Here is a 24,641-nt window from a genome sequence, read left to right as displayed (position 1 = left end):
TCAAAAGCGCTACAGCCTGAACCGACTTTAAGAAATCGGTATACTCCGCCCTTTCCTTGTTCGGTCCCACGTTATGCCACAGCCAAAACCCGTCGATTGCATCATCAGCGCCAGATGGATTTTGCCAATTACACCTGCGGGCAAGCTGTTTCGGGATTGCAGCTTGGTCATTCATAAAGGCTGCATCCAAGCCATCCGCCCTAGCGATAATGTTCTGCAGGATTTCACTCCGACTCAGCATGTTCAGCTGAACGAACACGTGTTGATGCCGGGCTTGGTCAACGCCCACACTCACGCGGCCATGTCCCTGTTGCGTGGTTACGCGGACGACCTGCCGCTGATGCGCTGGTTAAAGGACCACATTTGGCCCGCGGAAAAGCGCTTTGTCGACGCCGATTTCGTGCACGACGGCACCCAGCTGGCGATGGCGGAAATGTTGCGCACCGGGACCACCTGCTTCAGCGATATGTATTTTTTCCCTGATGCCGCTGCGGCAGCGGTGCATCAGGCGGGTATGCGCGCGCAAATTACCTTTCCCATAATGGACTTTCCCACAAGCTGGGCGACCGACGCGGACAATTACATTCACAAAGGACTGATGCTGCACGACGACTACCGCTCCCATCCGCGCATTCGCATCGGCTTCGGCCCGCACGCCGGTTATACCGTGTCCGATATACCCATGAGACGCATCGCAGTATTGGCGGAAGAATTACAGGCGCCGGTACAAATTCATTTGCACGAAACCGCCACCGAAGTGCTGCAAGCCGTGGATGCAACCGGCATTCGGCCGATCGAGCGACTAATGGATTTGGGCGTACTGACGCCGCTGACCCAGTGTGTGCATATGACGCAATTAAGCGACGGCGATATCGACCTGCTACAGGAAAGCGGCGCCAGCGTTATTCATTGCCCTGAATCGAATTTGAAACTGGCGAGTGGCATCTGCCCGGTGCAAAAACTGATGAATCGCGGTATCACCATCGGCCTTGGCACCGACGGCTCGGCCAGCAATAACGATCTCGATATGTTCGGCGAAATCACCACGGCGGCTTTGGTCGGCAAAGTCGCGGCCCACGACGCCGCAGCACTCAGCGCTTGGCAAGTACTGCATATGGCCACTCTTGGCGGTGCCAAGGCTTTGGGACTCGACAGCCAGATTGGCAGCCTGGAGGTGGGCAAAGCGGCGGATGTGATTGCGGTTCAGCTGGACGAGCTCAGCTCCCTGCCCCTTTACGATCTCGCCTCACACCTGACCTACAGCAACCGTCGTACGCGCGTCACTCACAGTTGGGTGGCAGGAAAACTGTTATTGCGGGACGGCGAATTGACCACTTTGAATGAAACCGAACTGCGCAATCGCGCGCTGCATTGGCAACATGTGATTCAGCCGCCCGCCGCAAAACCGGAGAGCCTTGCATGACCGAAATTCAATTTTCGTCCACGCGTTCAGCCAACGTGGATAGCAGCGAAATCGCCAAATTCGAGCGCATGGCAAACCGTTGGTGGGACCCGCACGGGGATTTCAAACCGCTGCACCAAATGAACCCGGTGCGCGCCAATTACATCGATCTGCGCGCGCAAGTCGCAGAAAAGAAATTGCTCGATGTCGGCTGCGGCGGCGGCTTATTAAGTGAAGCCATGGCCTCGCGCGGCGCATTCGTCACCGGCATAGATATGGGCGAAGCGCCTTTGGAAGTCGCCAGAATGCATGCGGAAGCCAGTGCCCTGTCCATCGACTACCGCAAAATCACCGCCGAACAACTCGCCGCCGAAATGCCGGGGCAGTTTGACGTGGTCACCTGCCTGGAAATGCTGGAGCACGTACCGGATCCCGCCGGCGTGATCGAAGCCTGCACAACCCTGGTCAAACCCGGTGGCCATGTATTTTTCTCAACGCTGAACCGCACACCCAAGGCTTACGTGATGGCGGTGCTCGGTGCGGAATACGTATTGCGCTGGCTGCCCAAAGGCACCCACGACTACCGGAAATTTATTCGCCCATCCGAGTTGGCTGCCTGGTCCCGCCAAGCCGGTCTGCTGGTGCGCGACATCACCGGTATCGTCTACAACCCGCTGACACAAACCTTTAAAACGGTCAGCGGTGATGTGGATGTCAACTACATCATGCATCTGCAAAAACCTGAGATTTAACGCACCGGAGAGACTGAGTGACAGCTGTATTGAAAGCCGTTTTTTTTGACTTGGACGGCACCTTATTGGATACCTCCGAAGATCTCGGCCACGCATTGAATCAGGTACGCCGGGAGCACGGCCTGGAGGACCTGCCGCAAGCGGTTATCCGCAAAGAAGTGTCGAACGGTGCTACGGCACTGGTCAAACTCGGCTTCGGTCCACTAAGCCAGGAAAAGCTGGAACCGCTGCGGCAGCGATTGCTGGAGATGTATCAACAGCATATTGCTCTGCATACCAAGCCGTTCGAGGGCATTGAAGAGCTGATTCAGAACCTGGCCGATCACGGCATCAACTGGGGCATAGTGACCAACAAGCCGCAGCTTTACACCGCTGAACTCATGCGCCATTTCCAGTTTGCGACACCACCCTGCGCAACCGTCAGCCCGGACCAGGTGGGCGTTGGCAAACCCGATCCTGCGCCGCTGTTTTTTGCCTGCGAGGCGGCGGGCTGCTCGCCAGCCGAGGCGATCTACATCGGCGATCATCAACGCGATATTGAATGCGGCCGCAACGCTGGCATGCCCACGATTGCCGTTGGCTACGGTTTTACCGCCGATCCCGACGAGCACCGCAACTGGGACGCAACACATGTGGCGGACCGCGTGGCAGATATTTGGCCGATCATCTCCACCTATCTTCCAACCCCTTAGCACGACGCGACGACATGATTGATATCAATCTTTTTCTCCATTACCAACCACCTGCCGACCTGCTGCGCGACCGCATCATAGTGATTACCGGCGCGGGGGACGGTATAGGCAAAACCGCCGCTCTGACCTTTGCCCGCTTCGGCGCCACCGTTGTTTTGCTCGGTCGAACTCTCGCCAAACTCGAACGGGTTTATGACGAAATTGAAGCTGCGGGCGGTCCCAAACCGGCGATTTTCCCCATCAATTTCGAAGGTGCAGCAGCGCAGGATTACGAGCAGTTGCGCTCAGCGCTGGCAAATGAATTCGGTCATATAGACGGCTTGTTACACAACGCATCCGCTTTGGGAGCGCGCACGCCGATTGGCCAATATTCCCTATCGGATTGGCAAAAGGTGATGCAGGTAAATGTCACCGCACCATTTTTATTAACGCGTGCACTGCTGCCGCTACTGCAGAAATCAGCGGATGGCCGCATCCTCTTTACAGGATCGTCTGTGGGTGTGCGCGGACGCGCCTATTGGGGAGCTTATGCAGTTTCCAAAGGCGCGACGGAAACCCTGATGGAAGTACTTGCCGATGAATTGGAAGCGACATCGGTGCGGGTCAATTCCATTAACCCAGGCGCTGTGCGCACTGCTATGCGCGCATCAGCCTATCCAGCAGAAGACCCTAATACAGTCACGCCGCCCGAAGCCATAATGAACCGCTATTTGTATTTATTTGGACCTGATGGAAAAGCTGTGCACGGTCAGCAACTGGATGCACAGCCCAAAGCGTGATTTAAAGGGAATTGGTTGCCGGAGATTCTGCGGAATTTCTGGCAGGCTCTGCAGAAGCTCCTTCGGAAATATCCGTCACAGGCACTGGAAGCGCGGCATTTTCGCTAATTTCTGCTGGTGCGGCACGTACGCGTTTGTAGCCGAGGGCAGTCATGATTCGCGGTACGTCCACCGTTTCCAGTTCATCCCGCCATGCCCTGACCACTATGTCGTTGTCCGTAATGACATGCAGATATTCATACTGCTCGCTCAAATGACGCGAACGAAAAATTAAAAATACCCGGGTGACTTTTTGCTTTTCGCGCTGAAATCGCCAAGTATTGATTTGCAGTTCTTCCGGGTACTCGTAAGCCGCTCCGCCACTGACAGACCAGGGACTGCCAAAATGTTCGCGCACCCAGGTTCCGGTGGTTTGCAACAAGCGAATTTGCGTGAGCAGATCCGTTTCGAAATAACCTTCGGCATCGCGATAGCGGGTTTTATGCTCGACAGAGATCAAGCTGCAACCGGCCAGCGAACCGCATAAAAGTACGGATAACAAAAACTTTATTTTCATCGAGAGGATTCTGCCGGCGTTTTTTTGCTTGCTGCTTTAGCAGATGGAGGTGATTTTTTGGCCTGCACGACGGGTTTTGCAAATGCTTGGGCAATTTGCTCATTGGCATTTTGGGTTTGAGCATCGGACGATTTGCGCAATTGTTGTTGCACCAACGCCATCAACTGCGCTTCTGAGCTGGATAAGCCGCAATTGGAGACCACGGTGGAAACGTCGGCCCCCTGTTCAAACATTTGCAACGCTTGGCTATAGGTAAATACATCTTCTGTGCCGATGTTTTCCAACTTTTCCTGCGCGGCTTGCAGTTTTTCCTCCAGCGCCACAATTCGATGCCCCATACCAATGGCACCGCTGGTGGCCATGCTGATTTTTTGTTCGAGCAGCTTGTTCTGTTGTTTAAATATATCCGTCTGGCGCTGGAAAAACTGCCACAGCGCAGCCAGAGATACGAGGCAGATCACGTTCACCGCGATACTCGCCGCGAGAATCCAGAATATGCCGCTCGGACTTGCCATAAAAATCAGGTTTCCAAATCTGCCCACTCGTCATCTGTGAGCAATTTGTTAAGGTCGATCAAAATCAGTAGTTCGCCATTTTTATGGCAAACGCCCTGAATAAACTTGGCGCCGTCGTCGTTACCAATGTTGGGAGCGGTTTCGATTTCGGACTGACGCAGGTACACCACCTCGGCCACGCTATCGACCAGAATACCCACCACGTGTTTTTCCGCTTCGATAATGACTATGCGGGTGTTGTCGGTAATCTCACCCGGATCCAGACCAAAACGGTGGCGTGTGTCGATAACGGTCACCACATTGCCGCGCAGATTGATAATGCCGAGCACATAGGCCGGCGCGCCGGGCACTGGGGCAATTTCGGAATAGCGCAGCACTTCCTGCACCTGCATCACATTGACGCCGTAGGTTTCTCCAGACAGATGAAACGTCACCCATTGAAGTACCGGATCTTCGGGCGAGACGTTCGTTTTATTCATGAACTTGGACATGGAGAAATTCCTCGACGTACAGCAAATATCTAAAAAGACCGCGTTATGGAAACAACGTCAAAAAACCGTGATGAAGCCTTTTAAATATAGCCAAGAGCAGTATCTATGCCACACGGCCAGACGTGTGGAGAGGCGCGTTAGCTGGCTTTTAGCCGAGAGGGTCACTGGCCTTTGCCCGATTGCGGTCCTGGCTTTCCAGCATCTGTCCCATACGCGGAATATCCAACAAGGCGCACATAGCCGATTTAATCGTACCGGCCAGCCAGGGACGCTTGCTGCGTTCGCCACGCCAGGTGACATCCTCAGGATTCAGGCGCGTCGGCTGCTGTACCTGATCGATCGCCAATCCCCAATCCAACCCATCAATGGTGATAACGTAACGAGCGGACTCGACAAACGCCGGGTCGTAGCGCTCCGGCATCACAAATAACGCCGTATTCACGACGCGAATTTGGCCCGCTGGTGTCGGCTGCAATCCCATAAACCATTCCGCCTGTCCAAAAATTGGCGTCAGCTGTTCGGTAAGAGGATGGATATGGCCCAGCGCCACCAGAGGAACCGCCAGGGTAAGGCCGGACACACGGCACAACAGAACTTCAAAATGCTTCTGCGCCCAGAGAGGGCGGCCGTTTTCTGCCCAGGAGTTATCCTCCCGCACTTGCACAGCGGTAGCGGCGAGCACTTGAGGCTCAACCACCGCTTCTGCCACGGGAGTTACGGTTTCGGCTAGGGGAACAGGTGTGGCAGTTATAGGAGCGGCTGTGACGGCTTGAGGCACGGGAGACCGGTCCAGCAATGCTTGCAATTGCTGGCGCCGGACCTGTTCCAGAGCCTCTTGGTGCGAATCTCGCGGTTGCACCTGCACCTTGGTCGCCACTTTTGCGACGGGCGCTGTGTTAGGCGATGGCACCGCTCTAATCGCTGCCAGGGGTAAATCAGCCGTCTTGGCTTCCGGCTCGAAGGAAGGCAATTCCGCCAGCAAATCGTCCAGATAAGCCTGTACGGCTCGCTGGTCATCACTGAACATGAACTACCTCAAGGGAAATACCCAACACAAACATTGCCTCAAGCATTAATGACCCTTTAAGCCTAGGCAAAGTTTGTCAAATTGGTAGCAGTTACAGGTCTTGAACGCGGGAGAATCTCACCAACTCTAACCGATCTGCTACCAACTGGGTCAATCGCTGTGCCCCTGTTTCATCCAGATGGTAGGCATCCACAAAGTAGGTGTCGTCAAAATTCAACTCTGCGTGGGCATTGATATAAACAAAGCGTTGGACTTTGGATAAACGCTTTAGATAGTCCGTATGCGTGTGGAAAAAGGACTGAAATTCCTCATCAGACTCTATCAGCTCCTGCCGAAATGGATTGGTGATCACCACCAATTCGATTCCTCGATCTTTGAGATAATCATTCAACGCCAGCAGATGCTTAAAATAACTGTCGTCAAGAGGCGTTTTCGGAAATGGAGGGATCTCTTCCCATTTATGTTTATTGATCTTAAATCCCTCTCTGACGAAATTGACATCGCCATGCTCGTCGAACTTCAGATAGCGTTGAGTGCCCTGATGGTCCTCCTCAAAATAACGCATAAAACTCTCAGGCAAGCGCGCGATGTTTTGAAAATAAGTTTTTAATACCCACTGGCCTTTCATATAGCGGGCTAGTTCGCGTTCATCCAAGACCTTGTCAACTTCACCCTGATAATCAAAATACTGCGATGAATAAATCACCCGGCGAACATCGCTCAAATCCACCATTTGCAAGAACTGCAGAACTTCAGAGGCTGCCAACCCCCAGGATGACAGATTCAACACATGTTGGGATACGTGGGAACTCTCCAATACCGCACTATCAATATTATTGAGTGCCATGGAGGATCCTACGATGAAGGTATCAAAAGATTTTTCTTCCAGCTGTTCGCGAGCAAATTTGATTTTGACATCATAGGACACTGATTTTGTGAATCTCAGCGGCATATCAGTGTAATGTTCAAGGCCGACAACCAACAAAAACGCTGCAGCAACGAAACCCACTGCATACCCAAACCACGCTTTCAACCAACCTGCGTAATCCACGGCCCCTCCTAAAAGTTGAAATATAAAAATTCCGTTACTTGATACATGCCAAACAAGCTGATTACAAAACTGTTCGCAGCAAGGGCTAGCCGGTACTTATTCGGTTCGAAGGACTCCATTTTCTCCATTGAGTTTTTGCACAACAGAACGAGCGCAAAACCCAGTGCGATCCAACAAAATGTTGCTATAGACCCCTGCACTCCGGAAATGTAATCGCCAAATTGGATACCCCATTTTTCCAATCCCAAGCCAGACAAGACCCCGCCCAGGGCGGTCGGCAGCACCACTCCGTTTAGTCCTAACATACCGCGCAATATATTCACGGCATCCTGCCAATGCTCTGCGCGAAAAAAGACCCATGCAATGTTCACGAAATTAAACGTAATCAGCCACGCCCAAAATCGACCGAGCTTAAAGCCAAACTGCGCCCAGGCTCGATGAATCGCGAGGGCGGCGCCATGCAAAAAACCCCAAAACACAAAAGTCCACCCTGCTCCATGCCAAATACCACCGATCAAAAACGTCAGCATTAGATTGACGTAAACGCGCGACGGTCCTTTGCGATTTCCCCCCAACGGAATGTAGACATAGTCGCGCAGGAAGCGCGATAACGTCATATGCCAACGCCGCCAAAAATCCTGAATGTTGAGAGCCTTGTAAGGGGAGTTAAAGTTAATAGGCAGGCGGATATTGAACATCAGGCCAATACCTATGGCCATATCCGCATAGCCACTGAAATCAAAGTACAACTGAAACGTATAAGAGAGTGATGCCACCCAAGCCTCTATCAGCGCGAGGTTTTCCGTATTGGAAAAACCCGCATTTGCCCACTGAGCAAATGTGTCCGCCAATGCAACTTTTTTAAACAGCCCTATAGAAAAGACAAATATGCCTATGGCGATATTTCGGTAGTTGAGGAATTTTGTATCCGCTGAGCCGAACTGCGGCATCATTTCTTTGTGATGCACAATAGGACCTGCTATCAGCTGAGGAAAAAAAGTAATAAAAACCAGATAATTCAAAAAGCTCGATTCATTCGTTTCGCGGCGGTAAATATCAACCAGGTAAGCAATTTGTTGAAATGTGAAAAAACTGATGGCAAGCGGGAGCAACAAGTGAAGGAGAGGAATATTAGTGCCGAACAGCCAGTTGAGGTTGGCAATAAAAAAATCCGTGTATTTGTAATAGCCCAATAACCCCACGTTGAACACAATCCCGCCAATCAACATGGTTCTTCTTGACATCCACCGCTGGTCCGCCTTTGCCAGCCGATGCCCTATCCAATAATTAACCAAAATAGAAGTCAAAATCAGCGGGACGTATACCACATTCCAGTAGCCATAGAAAAACAGGCTGCTCAAAACGAGAAATGCTTTTGCAGTTTCCAATTTCCCCGCCCGATTCAATCCGAAGTAGACAGCGAAGGTCACCGGCAAAAAAGCCAGAATAAAAACATAACTGTTGTACAGCATACCCCACCTCCTGCGTTAGCCCTTCGTATCATCCACGCCACATGTGATCGCATCGCGGCCTTCAATAGACTCGAGCGTCATTTTCCGCTCTCGTATTGACGAGACTCGCAGTCTTAACCTTTAAGGAATTATTAGATTGTCATGGGCACATAATCGGCATAAGCCTCAGATGCAACTGCCACGACTTTTGCAGATATTCTGTAGATGGCAAACTGCCATGCAAGACGACCCAGAGCGACAAATCGGGCACACTTAATGATGAGACGCCCGCTGCGATTATATTCCTCTGATTTTCACCTTAGCAATCGCCATTTTTCTAATGAAAACGTTTAACTTAATTAACAGACGAATAATTCGATTGGATTAAACAGAGGGCTTGGCATTTCTAAAAATCATTATTTAGTGCCAATTATCCTATTTTCCTGCCGTCAGGTAATCAAAAAGTCGGGTATAGGCTTCGACTCCTCGACTATCTGGCGAAAATAAATGTGGCGGGATTCCCATCTTGCTGGCATCTCTTAATTTGGTATCGACAGGAATGTGGCCGGGCCAAACGTTGTTACCATGGCTGTTGCGCAGTGTGCGCAAACTGGTGATAGACGCTTGAGTGCGCCGGTCAAACATGGTGGGCACCACAACGAATGGCAGTGGACGGCTGCGTGAACGTTGCATCATTTGCAGTGTGCGCAAAATTCTTTCCAAACCTTGCAAGGCGAGAAATTCTGTTTGCACCGGAATAATGAGTTTTTGGCAGGCGGCCAGGGCATTGATCATTAAAACGCCTAGTTGCGGCGGGCAATCCAGAATGGCGAGATCAAAATCCTCCCATACTTGACTCAAGGCTTTCGAAACCACCAGCCCCATACCGTCATTTCCTATTGCTTGGCGTTCGAGCGTAGCCAACCCCGTCGTAGCAGGCAATAAGCTCAATCCCTGATATTCGGTAGTGACGATTAACTGACCTACCAAATTCACATCAAGATTTTTGCGCTCTTGAAACAGGGTATAGGTGCTGTGCGGCAACTGGTCCGGATTAAGCCGGAAATAGCAGGTCAGGGATCCGTGGGGATCGAGGTCTAATACGAGTACGCGTCGCCCCGCGTTTGCCGCCAAACCGGCAAGCGCCACCGTAGTGGTGGTTTTTCCCACTCCCCCCTTTTGATTGGCCACAGCCCAGATCTGCAAAACGACACCTCTCGCCAAACTTCTGACGCATCGAAACTTTGGAGGGACTTAGGCAAAAAGTGTGCTGAAGAGGAAAAAATGTTGAAAACTCGTTACTGCAGCCGTTTGTCGTCCTTTTTAGACGGGTCACTGGTAAACAAAAGCCCGCCGTGGTTCAGGCGAACAGGCTGAATGCCAGGTTCTTTCTGCGATGTATCTGCCGTTATTTCATCCGGCGCAGCAGACTGAGTTATTTCAGATGGAGCGGGGGTTGTTGCTGGGGAACCGGAAATTTGCGGTGGCGCGACCTCCTCTTGCGAGGATTCAAACTCGCTAAATGGCATTACAGAGCGTTCCACAGCGTGGCGGGCAATCATCAGGACGACGCGGCGATTCGCCGCTCTCCCCTCTTCCGTTCCGTTGTCAGCGACTGGGCGATATTCGCCATAACCCACCGCAGATAGTTGCGCGGGATTTACGCCATTGTCCGCCAAAAGACGTACGACCGAAGACGCTCGCGCCGAGGACAATTCCCAGTTGCTGTGATATTTCACCGTGCGAATGGGAACATTATCCGTATGACCGGACACTTCGATTTCATTTTCGAACGGAGCCAATTTTCCGGCGATTTCACGAAAAATCTCTTGCGCGTCAGGCTTGGGTTCAGCGCTGGCGGAATCGAACAGCAGATTAGCGTTGAGATCGATTTGCACCCACTCTTCAGTCGCCGCAATACGCACGTTCCCCGGCCGCACAAACTCGGCCAAAGCGTCTTCCAATTCTTGCGCCAATACATTGGTATCGACCAAGGTCGGACCGACACCAGAACCTGAATGAGAATTGGAGCCATCGGTTTTTTCATCCGCGCCTTGAAAAATATTGCCAAGGGTTTCAGAAAGCACCCGATATTTTTGTTCGTTGACTTGCGATACCGAATACATCACCACAAAAAAAGCAAACAACAAGGTGATGAAGTCCGCGTAGGAGACCACCCAGCGCTCGTGGCCGGATTTTCGCTGATATTCTTCCTCGCGGCGTCGACGAATCATGGATCGCCTCAATGCAGATAGCCGCTGAGTTTCATTTCGATGACTTTGGGGTTTTCCCCGTTGGCAATGGCGATAATGCCCTCGATCATCAATTCCCGAAAATGGGACTGTTCGCGAATGCATTGACGCAATTTATTGGCCATAGGGAGTAACAGCAAATTGGCAAATGCCACACCGTAAATGGTGGCGACAAACGCAACCGCAATTCCGGGACCGAGTTGCGCCGGATCGGTGAGGTGTTTCATTACATGGATCAGACCAATAACCGCGCCGATAATACCTATGGTCGGTGCATAGCCGCCCATGCTTTCGTAAAAATGGACAGCGTCAAAATCGCGTTTTTCCGCTACCAACAAATCGGTTTCCAATACATGGCGGATCACTTCCGGTTCACTACCATCCACCAGCAATTGCAAACCTTTGCGGCTGAACGGATCTTTTTCCGACTCTGAAATATTTTCCAGACCGAGCAAACCGTGCTTGCGCGCGGCAATCGCCCAACTGACAACTGTGTCTATACCTTTTTGAAATTGCAGGCGCGGCGGACGAAAAATCCAGGAAAAAATTTGCAGCGCGCGGCGCAGATTGGTTTTGGGCGTCTGCAAAATGGCGGCGCCCAATGTGCCGCCTATGACGATAAGTGCTGCGGGGCCATTGACGAGCGACTGCCAGGAGCCCCCCTCCAGGAAATTGCCGCCGATCAGCGCGGCAAATCCAATTATGACTCCGAGAATACTGAGCATGTCCATGCTAGAGATCCTGTGCCAACCGAGGCCCTATTTGTGCCAGAGGCAAAACTTCATCAGTCAAGCCTGCACTGGCAACTGCTTTCGGCATTCCGTATACCACCGAACTGGCTTCATCCTGTCCCCAGATTACCGCTCCGCGCTCTTTTAACAAACGTGCACCCTCGCAACCATCCGCCCCCATACCCGTCAGCACCACCCCCAACACAGCGCCGCCGTAAATATTGGCGGCGGAAGCGAAGGTGATATCCACTGACGGCCGATAACTCACCCGGTTGTCGCCGGGGAGAATTTTGATTGTGCCGTGACGATCAAAAATTAATTGTTTACCACCCGGTGCCACCAAAACATGACCCGGTCGCAACATATCTCCGTTAGCTGCCTCGGAAACTCGCACCGAACATACTTTATCGAGACGCTCGGCAAATGCCCGGGTGAAATTTTCCGGCATATGTTGAATGATGACGACTGGCAATGGAAAAGATGCAGGCAATGCCTGAATGACTTCCGTCAGCGCCACAGGTCCACCGGTGGACGCACCAATAATCAGAATTTTGATTTTGCCTTTCAGATTTCTATGCGCGGTAGCAGGCGCCTCTACCTTCCTGTGAAACGGTGCAACGTGCACAGGCTCAGTGAATCTTGACTGCGGCGGCGCAGGTGTTGGAGATGTGGGAACAGGTACTGGTCGAATTGGTGCGGGAGATCGGGGTTGCGCCTGCTTGGCAAAAGTCAACAAGGTGTCGTGCAACTTTTTTTTCAGTTGCGCTGAATCGCGCGAGACTTCCGCAAAATTTTTCGGAATAAAGTCCACCGCTCCAGCGTCCAATGCATCCAGCGTAACGCGCGCACCTTCGTAGGTAAGAGACGAAAACATGACGATGGGAACTCGGCGTTTCGCCATAATGGCGCGCACCGCAGAAACACCGTCCATCAGCGGCATTTCATAATCCATTGAAATAATATCCGGATGAAGTTGTTCGGCCATTTCCACAGCATCGCGTCCATTGGAGGCGACGCCAACAACCTTCAGCTCCGGATGTTCATTAATAATCTCTTTCAGGCGCGCCTGAAAAAAATTGGAATCGTCGACAACTAAAACTTTGTAAACCACAGCCACCTCTGCGTTTGCTGCCGGGGAGGGTTCCGAAACTTTAGCCGATCCTCTTCGCTCGGAGCCGAAAAAATAAAATGGAAAGCTGCCTCACAATTCAGCTGCACGCAGACGTTGATAAAACAAGGTCTAGTGGCCACCAGCGTAACGTTTCAATAAGCTCGGCACGTCCAGAATCAACGCAATAGTGCCGTCGCCGGTAATCGTTGCTCCGGCCATACCCGGAGTTCCATGCAGCATTTTGCCCAAAGGCTTGATGACCACTTCTTCTTGGCCAATTAATTGGTCGACAACAAAGCCGACGCGCTGCGTGCCGACTGTTACTATTACAACATGCGCCGTCGAAGATTGTTCCGGGTCGTATTGACCGCGTACCAACCAACGTTTCAGATAAAAAATCGGCACCGCTTTATCGCGAATCGTGACGCACTCCTGCCCATCTACTACATGTGCTTTGGTCAAATCCATTTGGAAAATTTCGTTGACATTGACCAATGGCAAGGCAAACGCCTGGCGACCGAGCATAATCATCAAGGTCGGCATAATGGCCAAAGTCAAAGGCACTTTAATGCTGATGCGTGTGCCTTCGCCTTTTTTCGAATGAATCTCAATAGTGCCGTTTAATTGCGATATTTTGGTTTTCACCACGTCCATGCCGACACCGCGGCCGGACACATCGGAAATTTCCGTTTTAGTGGAAAAACCCGGAGCAAAAATCAAATTGAAGGCTTCGGTATCAGACAGGCGCGCCGCAGCGTCCGCATCCATAAGGCCCTTTTCCACGGCTTTTTCCCGCAGTTTTACCGGATCCATACCCGCGCCATCATCAGTGATGGATAACAGAATATGGTCGCCTTCCTGTTCGGCGGCCAAAATCACTTTGCCCACGCGCGGTTTGCCGACACTCTCACGTACGGATGGCAATTCAATGCCGTGGTCGACAGAATTTCGCACCAAGTGAACCAGTGGGTCGGCAAGTGCCTCCACCAGGTTTTTATCCAGATCGGTTTCTTCACCGATCAGCTCGAGATTAATTTCTTTTTGCAGATTGCGCGCTAAATCACGCACCACCCGAGGGAAACGCCCGAAGACTTTTTTGATCGGCTGCATGCGGGTTTTCATCACCGCTGTTTGCAAATCGGCGGTCACCACATCCAGATTCGCCACGGCTTTGGCGAGCGATTCATCAGTGGAATCCAGGCCGAGGCGCACCAAGCGATTACGCACCAGCACCAGTTCGCCCACCATATTCATGATGTCATCCAGGCGCTGGGTATCCACCCGCACGGTGGTTTCCACCTGCGCGGCGGCATTGTTAGTAGTCGATTCTTTGGCGCGCGCGCTATCAGAGTCACGCAATTTAGGGGCAGCACTTTCTTCAGAGCCGTCGTGTTCTGCGGATTTTTTCGCCTCAAGCGGTTTGGCTGGCGGTGCTTGTTTTACTGACGGGCCTTTACCGCGACCGTGCAACTGATCAAGCAGATTTTCGAATTCCGCGTCTGTAATGGTATCCGCACTACCTGCTTCAGCATTTGCTGGCGTATCAACTGTTTTTGCTGGCGTACCTGTTTTGGCTATATCAGCGGGCGGCGATGTCTTTTCGCTCTCACCAGCATTTTTGCCCGGCGCTTTGCCTACGCCATGTAATTGATCCAATAAGGCTTCAAATTCGTCTTCGGAAATTTCATCGCTGCCCTTTGTGGAAGCCACTGGGGTAGCTTCGGATTTTTGCGGCGCAGGTCCTGTCGGGCGTTTACCAGGGCCGTGCAGCTGATCCAATAAGGACTCGAATTCATCTTCGGAAATTTCATCACTGGCCGCAGGTGCAGAATCAGCCGGAGCATTTTTAGTAGCAGCTAAGGCATCATGTTTCGGCACGCTGATCGCGTCGAGAAACCCTTCAAATTCGTCATCGGTGAGATCAAGTGGAGCTGCGCTATTCGCTTCAGCCTGCTTCGCCGGAGCAGCGCTCAATTCCACAGGATCTTCCGCTTTGGCGGGAATCTCAGCGGCAGCGCCACCGCTGGAAACCACTTCCTCGCCCGCCACCAAAGTGGCCAAATTGGCTAACAACTCTCGCGGCGCGCGCGACGGCTCTTCGCGTTCGGAAATCTGGCGGAATTGGGAATTAATGGTGTCCAGCGCCTGCAGCACAACATCCATCAAAGATGGTGTCACGCTGCGTTTACCGTTGCGCAGACTATCGAAAAGATTTTCCGTGGCGTGGCAGCATTCCACCATGGCGTCGAGCTGCAAAAAACCCGCACCGCCTTTTACGGTGTGAAAACCGCGGAAAATAGCATTGAGCAGATCGCGGTCGTCGGGCCGCTGTTCTAGCTCGACCAGCTGCTCGGATAATTGATCAAGAATTTCCCCCGCCTCCACAAGGAAGTCTTGAAGAATCTCGTCATCTTCTCCGAACGACATTCTGTACCTCTCAGAAACCTAAACTCGACAACAGATCATCCACTTCATCCTGGCCTTTGACTACATCGGCATGTGCGTGGATTTGCGGACCTTCAGCACTATGGGGTTCGCGAACTTTGGCAGTGCGCTCTAGCGGCGTTATGCCAGTCACTTCTTCAACCTGACCTGCAATACGCACCAGGTTGACCAATTCTTTTTCCACATCGGTAATCAAACCGATCACTTTTTTCAGCAACTGCCCGGTGAGATCTTGAAATCCCTGCTCCAGAATGATGGCTTGCAGATTTTGGTTGAGTACATCCGTGCCTTCACCCATCTGTTCAAGAAATTCATTAAGGCGCTTATACAGACGCGCGAAGTCATCTTTATTTAATTCCCGGCGGCGCAATTTTTCCCATTCGGCTTTCAGAGCATGCGCTTCCTGGCCGAGATTCGCCGCAATAGGTGCAGCGGTTTCTACCCGATCCATGGTTCTATTGGCTGCGTCCTGGGTCATGCGAATGACATATTGCAAACGATCCGACGCATCGCGAATTTCGGATGAAGATGCCTCTGGATATAAATTCACATCAACATTGAAATTCACAATAGCGTCGTGCAGTGCGCGGGTGAGTCTCCCAACCGACTGAAAAATATGCCGGTCGCGAGATGCGTAAAGCGTACGAATCAATTTCGAAGCGTCTTCGAAACGATCATTCTGCAATGATTCGATCAGCAGCTTCGCGCAGTCCTGTAATTCAGCGACAAACTTCTCGTCGCTCTCGGAAAGCCTATTTGTATCCATTGAGGAACCCACTATGCGTCCTATACGGACTTGTGATTATCCGTTGCAGCTGCATAAACGCCCGCAACGGAAATATAACCATCCATAAAAGACTTATAGCTATCCATAAAGGGCTGATGACTATCCATTAAGGATTTACGCCCCATACAAGATCAGCCGCCGACGCGCTCAAAAATCTTGTCGATTTTTTCTTTGAGAACCTGCGCCGTAAAAGGCTTCACCACATAACCGTTGACGCCCGCCTGCGCTGCTTCAATGATCTGGTCGCGTTTCGCTTCCGCCGTCACCATCAGCACTGGCAGAGACGCCAGTTTGGGATCAGCGCGCACATGCCGGAGCAGATCAATGCCGCTCATGCCGGGCATATTCCAGTCGGTCACCAGAAAATCAAAATCGCCGTTGCGCAACATGGGCAACGCCGTGGTGCCGTCATCCGCCTCCTGGGTGTTGGTAAAACCCAAATCCCGCAGCAGATTTTTGATGATCCTGCGCATCGTCGAAAAATCGTCAACGATGAGGATTTTCATGTTTTTGTCCAACGTCGCCTCCACATTCCCACATCAATTGGTTGAACGACGGGTTCTGCAATCCGTTTTCGATCCCGCCCGGGTCCAATTTGGGACTCATCAACAAGTTTAGTTCGTCACCGTCGAATGGTCGGAAAATTTATAAACGAGCCATAACGGCGGATTTTTTTATGCAGCTGAGTTTAGTACGTCCTACCAACCGCTGAGTTTTTTCTTGAGCTTAAGCGCAGCTTGCGAATGAATCTGGCAAACCCGCGACTCGCTCACGCCGAGCACCAGGCCGATCTCTTTCAGATTCATTTCCTCTTCGTAATAAAGAGACAACACCAATTTTTCGCGCTCCGGCAATTCGTCGATCGCGCGCGCCAACGCCGCTTGCATTTCCCGGCGTTGGGTCACTTCCGCCGGACCTTGAAGCATTTCGCTGACGGCAATCTGGGTGGTGTTGATTTCTTCGTCGTGCAGGGTTTCATCCAGGCTGAAAAGCCGTCCGCTCAAGCTGTCGTTCGCCATGGTGTGGTACTCATCCAAACTCACACCCAACTCCTCGGCGATTTCGGCGTCGGTCGCTTCGCGCCCTAGCCTGCCTTCCAGATAATGCATGGCATCCGTAATTCGGCGGGCGTTGCGATGGACGGAACGCGGCACCCAATCACCGCGCCGCATTTCGTCCACAATCGCACCGCGAATACGAATACCGGCATAGGTTTCGAAAGACGCACCTTTACTCGCGTCAAATTTTTGTGCAGCTTCCAATAAACCGAGCATGCCTGCCTGAATCAAATCATCCAGCTGAACACTCGCGGGCAGACGCGCCATTATGTGAAGAGCGATTCGTTTAACCAGGTAGGCGTACTGCTCCACCTGTACCTGCGGTGCAGTCTCGGTGATTTGTTCTTGGGTTCGCCCGTACACCATGCAATTAGCCGTCACACAATTCGCCGTCACTGACTTACCAGAATAACTCGCCTGACTCGTCAGCCGCCAATCGCATTATTGTCACCGGCATTGCCGTGACGGAAATCGTTGCTGGAGACCCTGTTGCAAGAAACAAGGCACCAGCACTTGCGGTGGCAGAACCGGCAGTTCCGTCGCCGCATCGAAGCAAGGAAGAGATAATGTTCATTGGTTTTTCTACTGACTCTTGGCAGCTGCGGTTAGGTTCCCACGGACTGCAACAGCCGTTCGAAGAAGAATTCCAAATGACCGCGCGCAGTGTTTGATGTCGGCCATGTATCAATTTTTTGCGCAATTGCGCGAATGGCTTGCGCGGCTTTGCACTGCGGCGCGAATTCCAGCAACGCTTTGCGTTTTTGTAAGGCTTTGCGCACGTTTTCGTCAAAGGGCACAGAACCGACGTATTGCAGAGAAGCGTCGAGAAAACGCTCGCACACACCATTTAACTTGTTAAAAAGGTTAGCCCCTTCCTGTTGCGTGCGTGTCATATTTGCGATAACCCGAAAGCGGAAAACGTCGTGCTCGGTGTTGAGCAATTTAATCAATGCGTAAGCGTCAGTAATGGACGAGGGTTCGTCGCACACCACTACAATCACTTCCTGCGCGGCGCGCACAAAACTGACGACTGTATCGGAAATACCGGCCGCGGTATCAATCATCAAAACATCGAGTTGATCGCTGAGTTCGCTAAAAGAATGAATAATTGCTGCGTGTTGTGCTGGCGACAGGTTCGCCATTTGCTGCACGCCGGAGGATGCCGGCACGATTTTCATACCGCCGGGGCCCGTCAACAAAATGTCGCGGATACTGCGTTCGCCGCTCAGTACATCAGACAAGGTGTAACGCGCCTGCAGGCCGAGCAGCACATCGACGTTAGCGAGGCCCAAGTCGGCGTCCATCAGAATGACGCGCCGCTGCATCTCGGCCAGTGCCACGCTCAAATTGACTGACAGGTTGGTTTTACCCACTCCCCCTTTGCCACCAGTGACCGCGATAACTTTGACTGGGCGATTTAAACTCATGCAACACCGTTACCTTATGGTGAAACACCCGACACTGCGTCGGGCTGGCCTTGGCCTGTAAATGTTTTCAGTATAGATGCTAAATCCGCTGTATCTGGGCAGAACCTCAAACCGCCGACCCGGCAGCCACAATCCCCTTCTGCGCTTTCATCATGCCCACGGCTTTCGCTACCAATTGCGCGGCGGAGCCGACGGACAGGTCGTTGGGGATAGCTTGGCCATCGGTGAAGTAATGCACTGGCAGGCGCTGTTGGATCACCACGCCGAGCGCCTCGCCCAGACTCGCGGTTTCGTCCAGCTTGGTCAGGACACAGCCGCTGACACCGCCGTAGGCGTGAGCAGAGGCTTTAAGGGTCTGAACCTGGCTGTTGCAGGCCAAGACCAGGATGCGCTCGACACCTGGACAGCTCGCCAGCATGGCTTCTTGTTCTTTCAGCAGTGGATCGCCCTGCCGGAAACCGGCGGTATCGATCAGGATCAAGGGGTAGTTTTTCAAACTGGCGATCACGGAAGGCAGGCTGCGTTCCTGATCCACCACGCGCACTGGCACGTTCAAAATACGGCCCAGTGAGCGCAGTTGATCATGGGCGCCAACCCGGTAAGTGTCGGTAGTCACCAGTGCGACTTTGCCAAGACCGTGTTCTAGCACATAACGCGCGGCCAATTTGGCGATGGTGGTGGTTTTGCCAACGCCGGTTGGGCCGACGAACGCAAATACCCCGCCCTTCTGAATTCGGTCGGAGGAATCGGTCGCGATTTGTTTGGTCAAGAGCGCCAGCGCATCTCGCCAGGCGGCGTTGAGACGTTTGCCGGGTTTGGCGGCCAGAGCCAGTTTTTTGCTCAGAGTCGCCGGCAGGCCGAGAGCGCCGAGGTGCGTCAATAAAGCGTCTTGTACGGGCGAGGTCGCCACCGCAGCTGCGGTAACGGCGCTCTGCTCTTTCATACGCCACATTTGCTGTTCGAGCAGCATGCGCATATCCGCAAGTTCGCTCTGCAGAGATGCCAGGCGTTTATCGTCCACCGGATTGGTGCGAGCTTGCTCCTTCGCCATACGTTGAACCTGCTCTTGCAAGCCGGCAATTTGGCGGTCGGTGGAGCGGGTTTCTACCGGGCGAGTTTCTGGACGGGTGCGGCTTTTGGCGTAGGGTTCATTACCGTAAGCACGTTCTTCACCATAGGCGCGCTCTTCGGCGTAGAAGCGCTCTTCCTCATAGTGACGCTCAGCAGGGCGACTGCGGGTCATTTCCACGCGCTCATCAACATAACGCTGCGACGGTTTGGCAGGCGCTGCTGCGGGAGTTTTGGTTGCCGCAGTTTTGGCTCGGTCTTCCCAGCGCACTGTATCGGTCACCGGCGGAATCGCAACCTTGGCTGGTTGGCTGGTTCGGGGAGCGTCGGGGCCTCGCAGAGTTTCGGGGCGTTGAGCAGCCAGCATGCGCTCGCGTGCGGCTTCAATTTCACGAGCCAACTGTTCACGGCGTTTGCCATCAATGGTTGAGGCGGCATATTGACGCGCGGCTTCCGCGATACCGTCCTGGGTTTTCCAGGCGTTGTCGCTCGCCAGTGGTTGATCCAGTTCTTCGTCAAAACGACGGCCAAACTCTTTACGCTCTTCCGCTCCGCGCACCACCACGTCGAGTTCCGTGGAGGTGATAATTTCCACTCCTTCGCGGGTACGCTGGCTGGACAGAATAATCGCGTCGGGTCCCATTTCCTGGCGAACCAGATCCAGAGCTCGACGCATATCCGGCGCAACAAAACGTTTGACTGTCATTTTTTTCTCCCGGCATGAATGCCATCAAGAATGATTTATTTCGTCAGATCGGCTCCGACAGTCGCTTCAACGGTGATCTGCTTGTTATCCGGAATTTCGTTGTATCCGAGTACATGCAGATCCGGCAGATTGAAGCGCGCAAGTCGAACCATCGTCATTCGCAGTGGTGCAGCGACCAGTAATACCATGGGTTTTCCTGCTGCTTCCTGTCTGCGCGCTGCATCAATTAACGCGATATTTAATTTCTCTGCGAGCCGCGGTTCTATGAAGCTCGTGCTATCTGCGCCAATTTTTTGTGCTTGCTGAACCGACTGTAGCAACAACTGTTCCAGCGTTGGATCAAGGGTAATTACGGGAATATTGGGGTCAGCTCCGACAATGTTCTGCACGATCTGCCGAGCAAGTGCGACGCGCGCATGACTGGTGAGCGTATTGGTGTCCTGGTTTTTATCGCCGTGCGACGCGAGCGCTTCAGCAATCGTGCGCATATCGCGGATCGGCACCTGCTCGCGCAACAGGTTTTGCAGCACTTTCAGCAAGATATTAATGGTGATGGTGTTGGGCACCAGTTCTTCCACCAGCTTGGGCGATTTTTCTCCCAGCAAATCCAGCCACTTCTGCACTTCTTCGTGACCGAGCAATTCATGGGTGTGTTGCTGCACGATTTGGTTGAGATGGGTCGCCACCACAGTAGCCGCATCCACCACCGTATATCCCAGGGTCTGCGCGTTATCTTTTTGACTTTCATCGATCCATACAGCGTCGAGGCCAAATGCCGGATCTTTGGTTTTGGTGCCTTGCAAACTGCCAAACACCTGACCGGGATTGATCGCCAAAAATTTGTCAGGAAATACCTCGCCCTCGCCCAAAGCAACGCCCATCAAAGTCACGCGATAGGCATTGGGCAATAAATCGAGGTTGTCGCGAATGTGGACGGGAGGAACCAGAAAGCCAATATCCTGGGAAAGTTTTTTGCGTACACCTTTGATGCGGCCGAGCAATTCGCCGCGTTGGTTGCGATCCACCAACGGAATCAGGCGATAACCCACTTCCAGACCGAGAACATCCACGGGCGTCACATCATCCCAGGACACTTCTGCCGGTTCCTGCGTGCGATCGGATTTGTTTTCCAGCGCCGGTGGCGGTGACGCAAATCCGCCGCCAGTCGCTCCTGCAGCAGCTGGTGTGATAGTACGAAGCTTGGGCGCCTCCTCCACCACTTCCGCCACGTTTTTGCGGAAGTGAATGTAATAGGCAAGCCCGCCACACAAAGCCGCAAAACCTAAAAACGCCAGATGCGGCATACCGGGAATAATGCCCATGATGAACAGGATCAGAGCCGTTACGGCCAGTGCGCGCGGGGAGTTGAACATCTGCCCGATCACTTGCTGGTTCATATCCTCGGAACTGTTGGCGCGGGTCACCAGAATTGCGGATGCGGTGGACAGCAACAATGAAGGAATCTGCCCGACCAGACCGTCACCAATGGTGAGCAATACGTAGATTTGCGAGGCGTCTTTGAAGGTCAGGTCGTGCTGCATCATACCGACGGCAAGGCCGCCGATAATGTTGATAAACAGAATCAAAATACCGGCGACGGCATCGCCGCGTACGAATTTGCTCGCACCGTCCATAGCGCCGTAGAAGTCCGCTTCGGACGCCACTTCCGCACGGCGTTTTTTCGCCTGCTCTTGATCGATGATGCCCGCGTTCAAATCGGCGTCGATCGCCATTTGTTTACCGGGCATGGCATCCAAGGTAAACCGCGCACTCACCTCGGAAATCCGGCCAGCACCCTTGGTCACCACGACGAAGTTGATGATCATCAAAATGATGAACACCACTATACCAACGGTGTAGTTACCGCCGATTACCACTTCGCCGAACGCTTGAATCACTTTACCAGCGGCGTCGGACCCTTCATGCCCTTCCAGCAACACCACGCGGGTGGAGGCGACGTTCAAAGCGAGACGAAATAAGGTCGACACCAACAGAATGGTCGGGAAAACGGCAAAATCCAGCGGCCGCATGGTGTAGACACTCACCAGCAAAACCACAATGGACAGCGCAATATTGAAGGAGAAAAAAGCGTCGAGCAGGAACGGCGGCAACGGCAAAATCATCATGCCGAGCAGCATCAACAGGAGTATGGGGATCGACAGATTGCCGTGCCATAACTTCCTGGCGCTACGTAGAGAGGACTCGCGGGTCATGGAACCCGGAACCGACTTTAAGTGTTCGAATAAGGTAACTGCCATAGCCTTCCCACGACGGTTTTTTGACTGCGCAGGCTGAAAAAAGCCCCGCTTCGGAGGCTATGGCAAAAAGCGTTCCCGCATTTCCAATCGCTGAAACAAAAGAGTTTTTGCGTTGATTGGCCAGGGAAAAATGAATGATCTTAGAAGGTAAAACTTTAAGCGGTCGGCCGCTCCGCATATTGCGGCAGGTCATCGGTGATGACATCCCAATCAGCCTTGGACGCCACAAATATATGTCCGCGCGGGCGTTTGCCGACGGGGGTATCCAGCGTTCCCAAACGAACCGTCAACATGCGCGGCTCTGTCCGCTCACTGATGATGGGAGAGCCGCACACGCCGCAAAATTTGCGGGTCAGCCCAGAGGCTGGGTTGAAATAGCTTTTCAAAACATCCTGCCCGGTCAGCAAGGTAAATTGCTCCGGGACAATTTTGGCATTCGAAGCAAACGCCGAACCGCTCGCCTTACGGCAGCGCTCGCAATGACAAAAATAGGCGTCGCCCAACTCCCCTTCCACCTGAAAAGTCACAGCGCCACATAAACAGCTTCCGCGATACATAAGTTATCTCCCGAAGGATTGGATAAATGAGGGATTGTATTAATGAGAGGTTGCAAAAACCTCGGGGATTATCCACCAGGCGGGGAAAGAGAAAACAGGAAAATATATTTTGATTTGTAAAAAATTTTTGGAGGTGTCGCCGCTTTGATATGTCTCATACCCGTCGGCACTCGCCACGCAAACAATTCTGCATTTAATACAGGACTTTATTTATGCAAAAAACCTTTTCCACCTGCCTCGCTGGTCTTGCTTTGACGTTGCTCGCAGGATGTAACGAGATAGATTCGACGTCTTCCTCCAGCTCCTCGTCGTCCAGTTCATCTTCATCATCCAGCTCGAACTCGTCTTCTTCCAGTTCAAACTCATCCTCTTCCAGTTCGAGCTCTTCTTCCAGCTCGAGCAGTTCATCGAGTGGCATTGCCGTTTTGGATTGTCCGGAATCCGGCTGTGTTTTGTTTGATGACGCAATAGTGGAAGGACGCGGACATTTGGCAGCGTTCGAATGGCTTGAGTCCAATACAGGCGGTTACCACTTTGACGGCTCCCAGCCCAGCCATGTGCAGTGGGAATTGGTGGAAGTCCCCAGCAGAGGCAACGTCCTTGAAGTCACATTCAATGGCAACGATCCGGATGATCTCGCTGGCGACAACGGCTGGTTTGGTATTACTGCGGGCACAGATGAGACCATTGCGATGGATCTGAGCGCTTTTGCCAATGGAGCCGTTGCTTTTGATATGCGAATTCTGCAACAAGGCGCAAATGCCGATATGTTGGACTTCAAAATGGAATGTGGCTATCCCTGTACGTCAGAAGAGTTTTGGCTGGCGGACCCGGCAGAATTGGGAGAATGGCAATCCTATGAAATTTCCATACAGGCACTGATCGAAACCGGCCTGGATATTACCAAGGTCACCAACTTGTTTGTTTTCAAACCCACCTGGGGATGGCAGCACGGACAATACGTCATACAACTGGATAATATTGAACTGAAAAAAACCTATACGTCCAATATTGAATTGCCAGAAGCACCCAAAACCCGCCTGCAGACAATTTATTACCAAAACGGTCTTGCAGATAATTCGGGATACGGCGTAGCAGGCTCTTCCATTTTGTCTGAACAGACAGAAGCTGGCAGCCGTTATATTGATGCCCTGTTTTTCGAAGACGGGCCAGCGGCGGAATTCTGGGTTTATACCAACCTGCAAAGCGATATGACGAATTATTTTTATGGCGAAATCGTCTTCGACTTGCGCGTAGTCAACTATGGTGGTAATCCGGGAGAATTTACCGTAAATAGCTTCTGCGGCTGGCCTTGCCGCGCAATTCCCCGTTATAGCTTGGGACGTCCAGTGGAAGGCATATGGCAAACCCATCGAATCCCGGTTCGCACTCTGGCGGAAAATGGCTTGCAATTGCATCGAGTGGTCAATCCTCTCGTTCTGCAATTCAATGGTCCCACCCGCGAAGGACTGGAGATCAACCTGAATAATATCCGCTGGGAATACACACCTCCGACGGAATAAAT

25 protein-coding genes are annotated in these 24,641 nt (G+C 52.4%); 5 read left to right on the top strand and 20 right to left on the bottom strand.

Features of this window, described 5'->3' with window-relative positions:
- The first annotated feature begins 73 nt into the window (after positions 1-73).
- Genes DWB84_RS16745 through DWB84_RS16730 form a run of 4 tightly spaced genes read left to right on the top strand, consistent with a single transcriptional unit; the run spans position 74 to position 3,625 of the window.
- Entirely contained in the window at positions 74-1,423 is a 1,350-nt protein-coding gene (locus DWB84_RS16745) for a TRZ/ATZ family hydrolase (protein ID WP_187410960.1), read from the top strand.
- Positions 1,420-2,154, top strand: a complete 735-nt coding sequence (ubiG, locus tag DWB84_RS16740) for a bifunctional 2-polyprenyl-6-hydroxyphenol methylase/3-demethylubiquinol 3-O-methyltransferase UbiG (RefSeq protein WP_187410959.1) — start codon at positions 1,420-1,422, stop codon at positions 2,152-2,154. Before DWB84_RS16745 ends, ubiG begins: the two co-directional genes overlap by 4 nt.
- 17 nt (positions 2,155-2,171) lie before the next feature.
- Positions 2,172-2,846: an HAD family hydrolase gene (locus DWB84_RS16735; protein WP_370589740.1), complete on the top strand. Its 675-nt coding sequence runs from the start codon at positions 2,172-2,174 to the stop codon at positions 2,844-2,846.
- A gap of 14 nt (positions 2,847-2,860) precedes the next feature.
- Positions 2,861-3,625 carry a YciK family oxidoreductase gene (locus DWB84_RS16730; RefSeq protein ID WP_187410958.1) on the top strand — a complete coding sequence of 255 codons (765 nt, stop codon included), beginning with the start codon at positions 2,861-2,863 and terminating at the stop codon, positions 3,623-3,625.
- A 1-nt stretch (position 3,626) separates the two neighbouring features.
- On the opposite strand, the gene DWB84_RS16725 is transcribed toward DWB84_RS16730, so the two are convergent.
- The 20 genes from DWB84_RS16725 to DWB84_RS16635 form a co-directional block, all read right to left on the bottom strand.
- Positions 3,627-4,181, bottom strand: a complete 555-nt coding sequence (locus tag DWB84_RS16725) for a hypothetical protein (protein WP_187410957.1) — start codon at positions 4,179-4,181, stop codon at positions 3,627-3,629.
- Complete coding sequence (locus tag DWB84_RS16720) at positions 4,178-4,696, bottom strand: DUF2802 domain-containing protein (protein WP_187410956.1); 519 nt, start codon at positions 4,694-4,696, stop codon at positions 4,178-4,180. The genes DWB84_RS16725 and DWB84_RS16720 overlap by 4 nt, the downstream gene beginning before the upstream one ends.
- 5 nt (positions 4,697-4,701) lie before the next feature.
- Complete coding sequence (locus DWB84_RS16715; protein WP_187411011.1) at positions 4,702-5,175, bottom strand: chemotaxis protein CheW; 474 nt, start codon at positions 5,173-5,175, stop codon at positions 4,702-4,704.
- Positions 5,176-5,335: 160 nt separating this feature from the next.
- Positions 5,336-6,214: a chemotaxis protein CheW gene (locus DWB84_RS16710; protein WP_187410955.1), complete on the bottom strand. Its 879-nt coding sequence runs from the start codon at positions 6,212-6,214 to the stop codon at positions 5,336-5,338.
- Between the two features lie 91 nt (positions 6,215-6,305).
- The gene (locus tag DWB84_RS16705) at positions 6,306-7,265 is read right to left on the bottom strand and encodes a hypothetical protein (RefSeq protein WP_187410954.1); all 960 of its coding nucleotides are present in this window, start codon (positions 7,263-7,265) and stop codon (positions 6,306-6,308) included.
- Positions 7,266-7,273: 8 nt separating this feature from the next.
- Positions 7,274-8,737, bottom strand: a complete 1,464-nt coding sequence (locus tag DWB84_RS16700; protein ID WP_187410953.1) for an MBOAT family protein — start codon at positions 8,735-8,737, stop codon at positions 7,274-7,276.
- Between the two features lie 414 nt (positions 8,738-9,151).
- Positions 9,152-9,922 (bottom strand): ParA family protein, encoded by a 771-nt coding sequence (locus DWB84_RS16695; protein WP_187410952.1) that lies wholly within the window; start codon positions 9,920-9,922, stop codon positions 9,152-9,154.
- Between the two features lie 92 nt (positions 9,923-10,014).
- Positions 10,015-10,950, bottom strand: coding sequence for a flagellar motor protein MotB (locus DWB84_RS16690; RefSeq protein ID WP_187410951.1), 936 nt, complete (start codon positions 10,948-10,950; stop codon positions 10,015-10,017).
- Between the two features lie 8 nt (positions 10,951-10,958).
- The gene (locus DWB84_RS16685; RefSeq protein WP_187410950.1) at positions 10,959-11,699 is read right to left on the bottom strand and encodes a flagellar motor protein; all 741 of its coding nucleotides are present in this window, start codon (positions 11,697-11,699) and stop codon (positions 10,959-10,961) included.
- Between the two features lies 1 nt (position 11,700).
- Positions 11,701-12,810 carry a chemotaxis response regulator protein-glutamate methylesterase gene (locus DWB84_RS16680; protein ID WP_187410949.1) on the bottom strand — a complete coding sequence of 370 codons (1,110 nt, stop codon included), beginning with the start codon at positions 12,808-12,810 and terminating at the stop codon, positions 11,701-11,703.
- Positions 12,811-12,939: 129 nt separating this feature from the next.
- Complete coding sequence (locus tag DWB84_RS16675) at positions 12,940-15,237, bottom strand: chemotaxis protein CheA (RefSeq protein ID WP_187410948.1); 2,298 nt, start codon at positions 15,235-15,237, stop codon at positions 12,940-12,942.
- Positions 15,238-15,247: 10 nt separating this feature from the next.
- Positions 15,248-16,021, bottom strand: a complete 774-nt coding sequence (locus DWB84_RS16670) for a protein phosphatase CheZ (RefSeq protein ID WP_187410947.1) — start codon at positions 16,019-16,021, stop codon at positions 15,248-15,250.
- A gap of 20 nt (positions 16,022-16,041) precedes the next feature.
- The gene (locus DWB84_RS19180; protein ID WP_255429044.1) at positions 16,042-16,167 is read right to left on the bottom strand and encodes a hypothetical protein; all 126 of its coding nucleotides are present in this window, start codon (positions 16,165-16,167) and stop codon (positions 16,042-16,044) included.
- A gap of 6 nt (positions 16,168-16,173) precedes the next feature.
- Positions 16,174-16,560: a chemotaxis response regulator CheY gene (gene cheY / locus DWB84_RS16665; RefSeq protein WP_187410946.1), complete on the bottom strand. Its 387-nt coding sequence runs from the start codon at positions 16,558-16,560 to the stop codon at positions 16,174-16,176.
- A gap of 180 nt (positions 16,561-16,740) precedes the next feature.
- Positions 16,741-17,466: an RNA polymerase sigma factor FliA gene (locus DWB84_RS16660; RefSeq protein ID WP_187411010.1), complete on the bottom strand. Its 726-nt coding sequence runs from the start codon at positions 17,464-17,466 to the stop codon at positions 16,741-16,743.
- Between the two features lie 239 nt (positions 17,467-17,705).
- Positions 17,706-18,527 (bottom strand): MinD/ParA family protein, encoded by an 822-nt coding sequence (locus DWB84_RS16655; RefSeq protein WP_187410945.1) that lies wholly within the window; start codon positions 18,525-18,527, stop codon positions 17,706-17,708.
- 106 nt (positions 18,528-18,633) lie between these two features.
- Positions 18,634-20,301 carry a flagellar biosynthesis protein FlhF gene (flhF, locus tag DWB84_RS16650; RefSeq protein WP_187410944.1) on the bottom strand — a complete coding sequence of 556 codons (1,668 nt, stop codon included), beginning with the start codon at positions 20,299-20,301 and terminating at the stop codon, positions 18,634-18,636.
- Positions 20,302-20,336: 35 nt separating this feature from the next.
- Positions 20,337-22,559: a flagellar biosynthesis protein FlhA gene (gene flhA / locus DWB84_RS16645; RefSeq protein ID WP_187410943.1), complete on the bottom strand. Its 2,223-nt coding sequence runs from the start codon at positions 22,557-22,559 to the stop codon at positions 20,337-20,339.
- Positions 22,560-22,714: 155 nt separating this feature from the next.
- Entirely contained in the window at positions 22,715-23,116 is a 402-nt protein-coding gene (locus DWB84_RS16640) for a GFA family protein (RefSeq protein WP_187410942.1), read from the bottom strand.
- Positions 23,117-23,309: 193 nt separating this feature from the next.
- Positions 23,310-23,534: a hypothetical protein gene (locus DWB84_RS16635; protein WP_187410941.1), complete on the bottom strand. Its 225-nt coding sequence runs from the start codon at positions 23,532-23,534 to the stop codon at positions 23,310-23,312.
- A 34-nt stretch (positions 23,535-23,568) separates the two neighbouring features.
- Between DWB84_RS16635 and DWB84_RS16630 the strand changes: the two genes are divergently transcribed.
- Positions 23,569-24,639, top strand: a complete 1,071-nt coding sequence (locus DWB84_RS16630) for a putative glycoside hydrolase (RefSeq protein WP_187410940.1) — start codon at positions 23,569-23,571, stop codon at positions 24,637-24,639.
- The last annotated feature ends 2 nt before the right edge of the window (positions 24,640-24,641 follow it).

The organism is Saccharophagus sp. K07 (assembly GCF_014336955.1).
GTDB lineage: Bacteria > Pseudomonadota > Gammaproteobacteria > Pseudomonadales > Cellvibrionaceae > UBA5868.
This window is presented reverse-complemented; position numbering and strand designations above follow the sequence as displayed.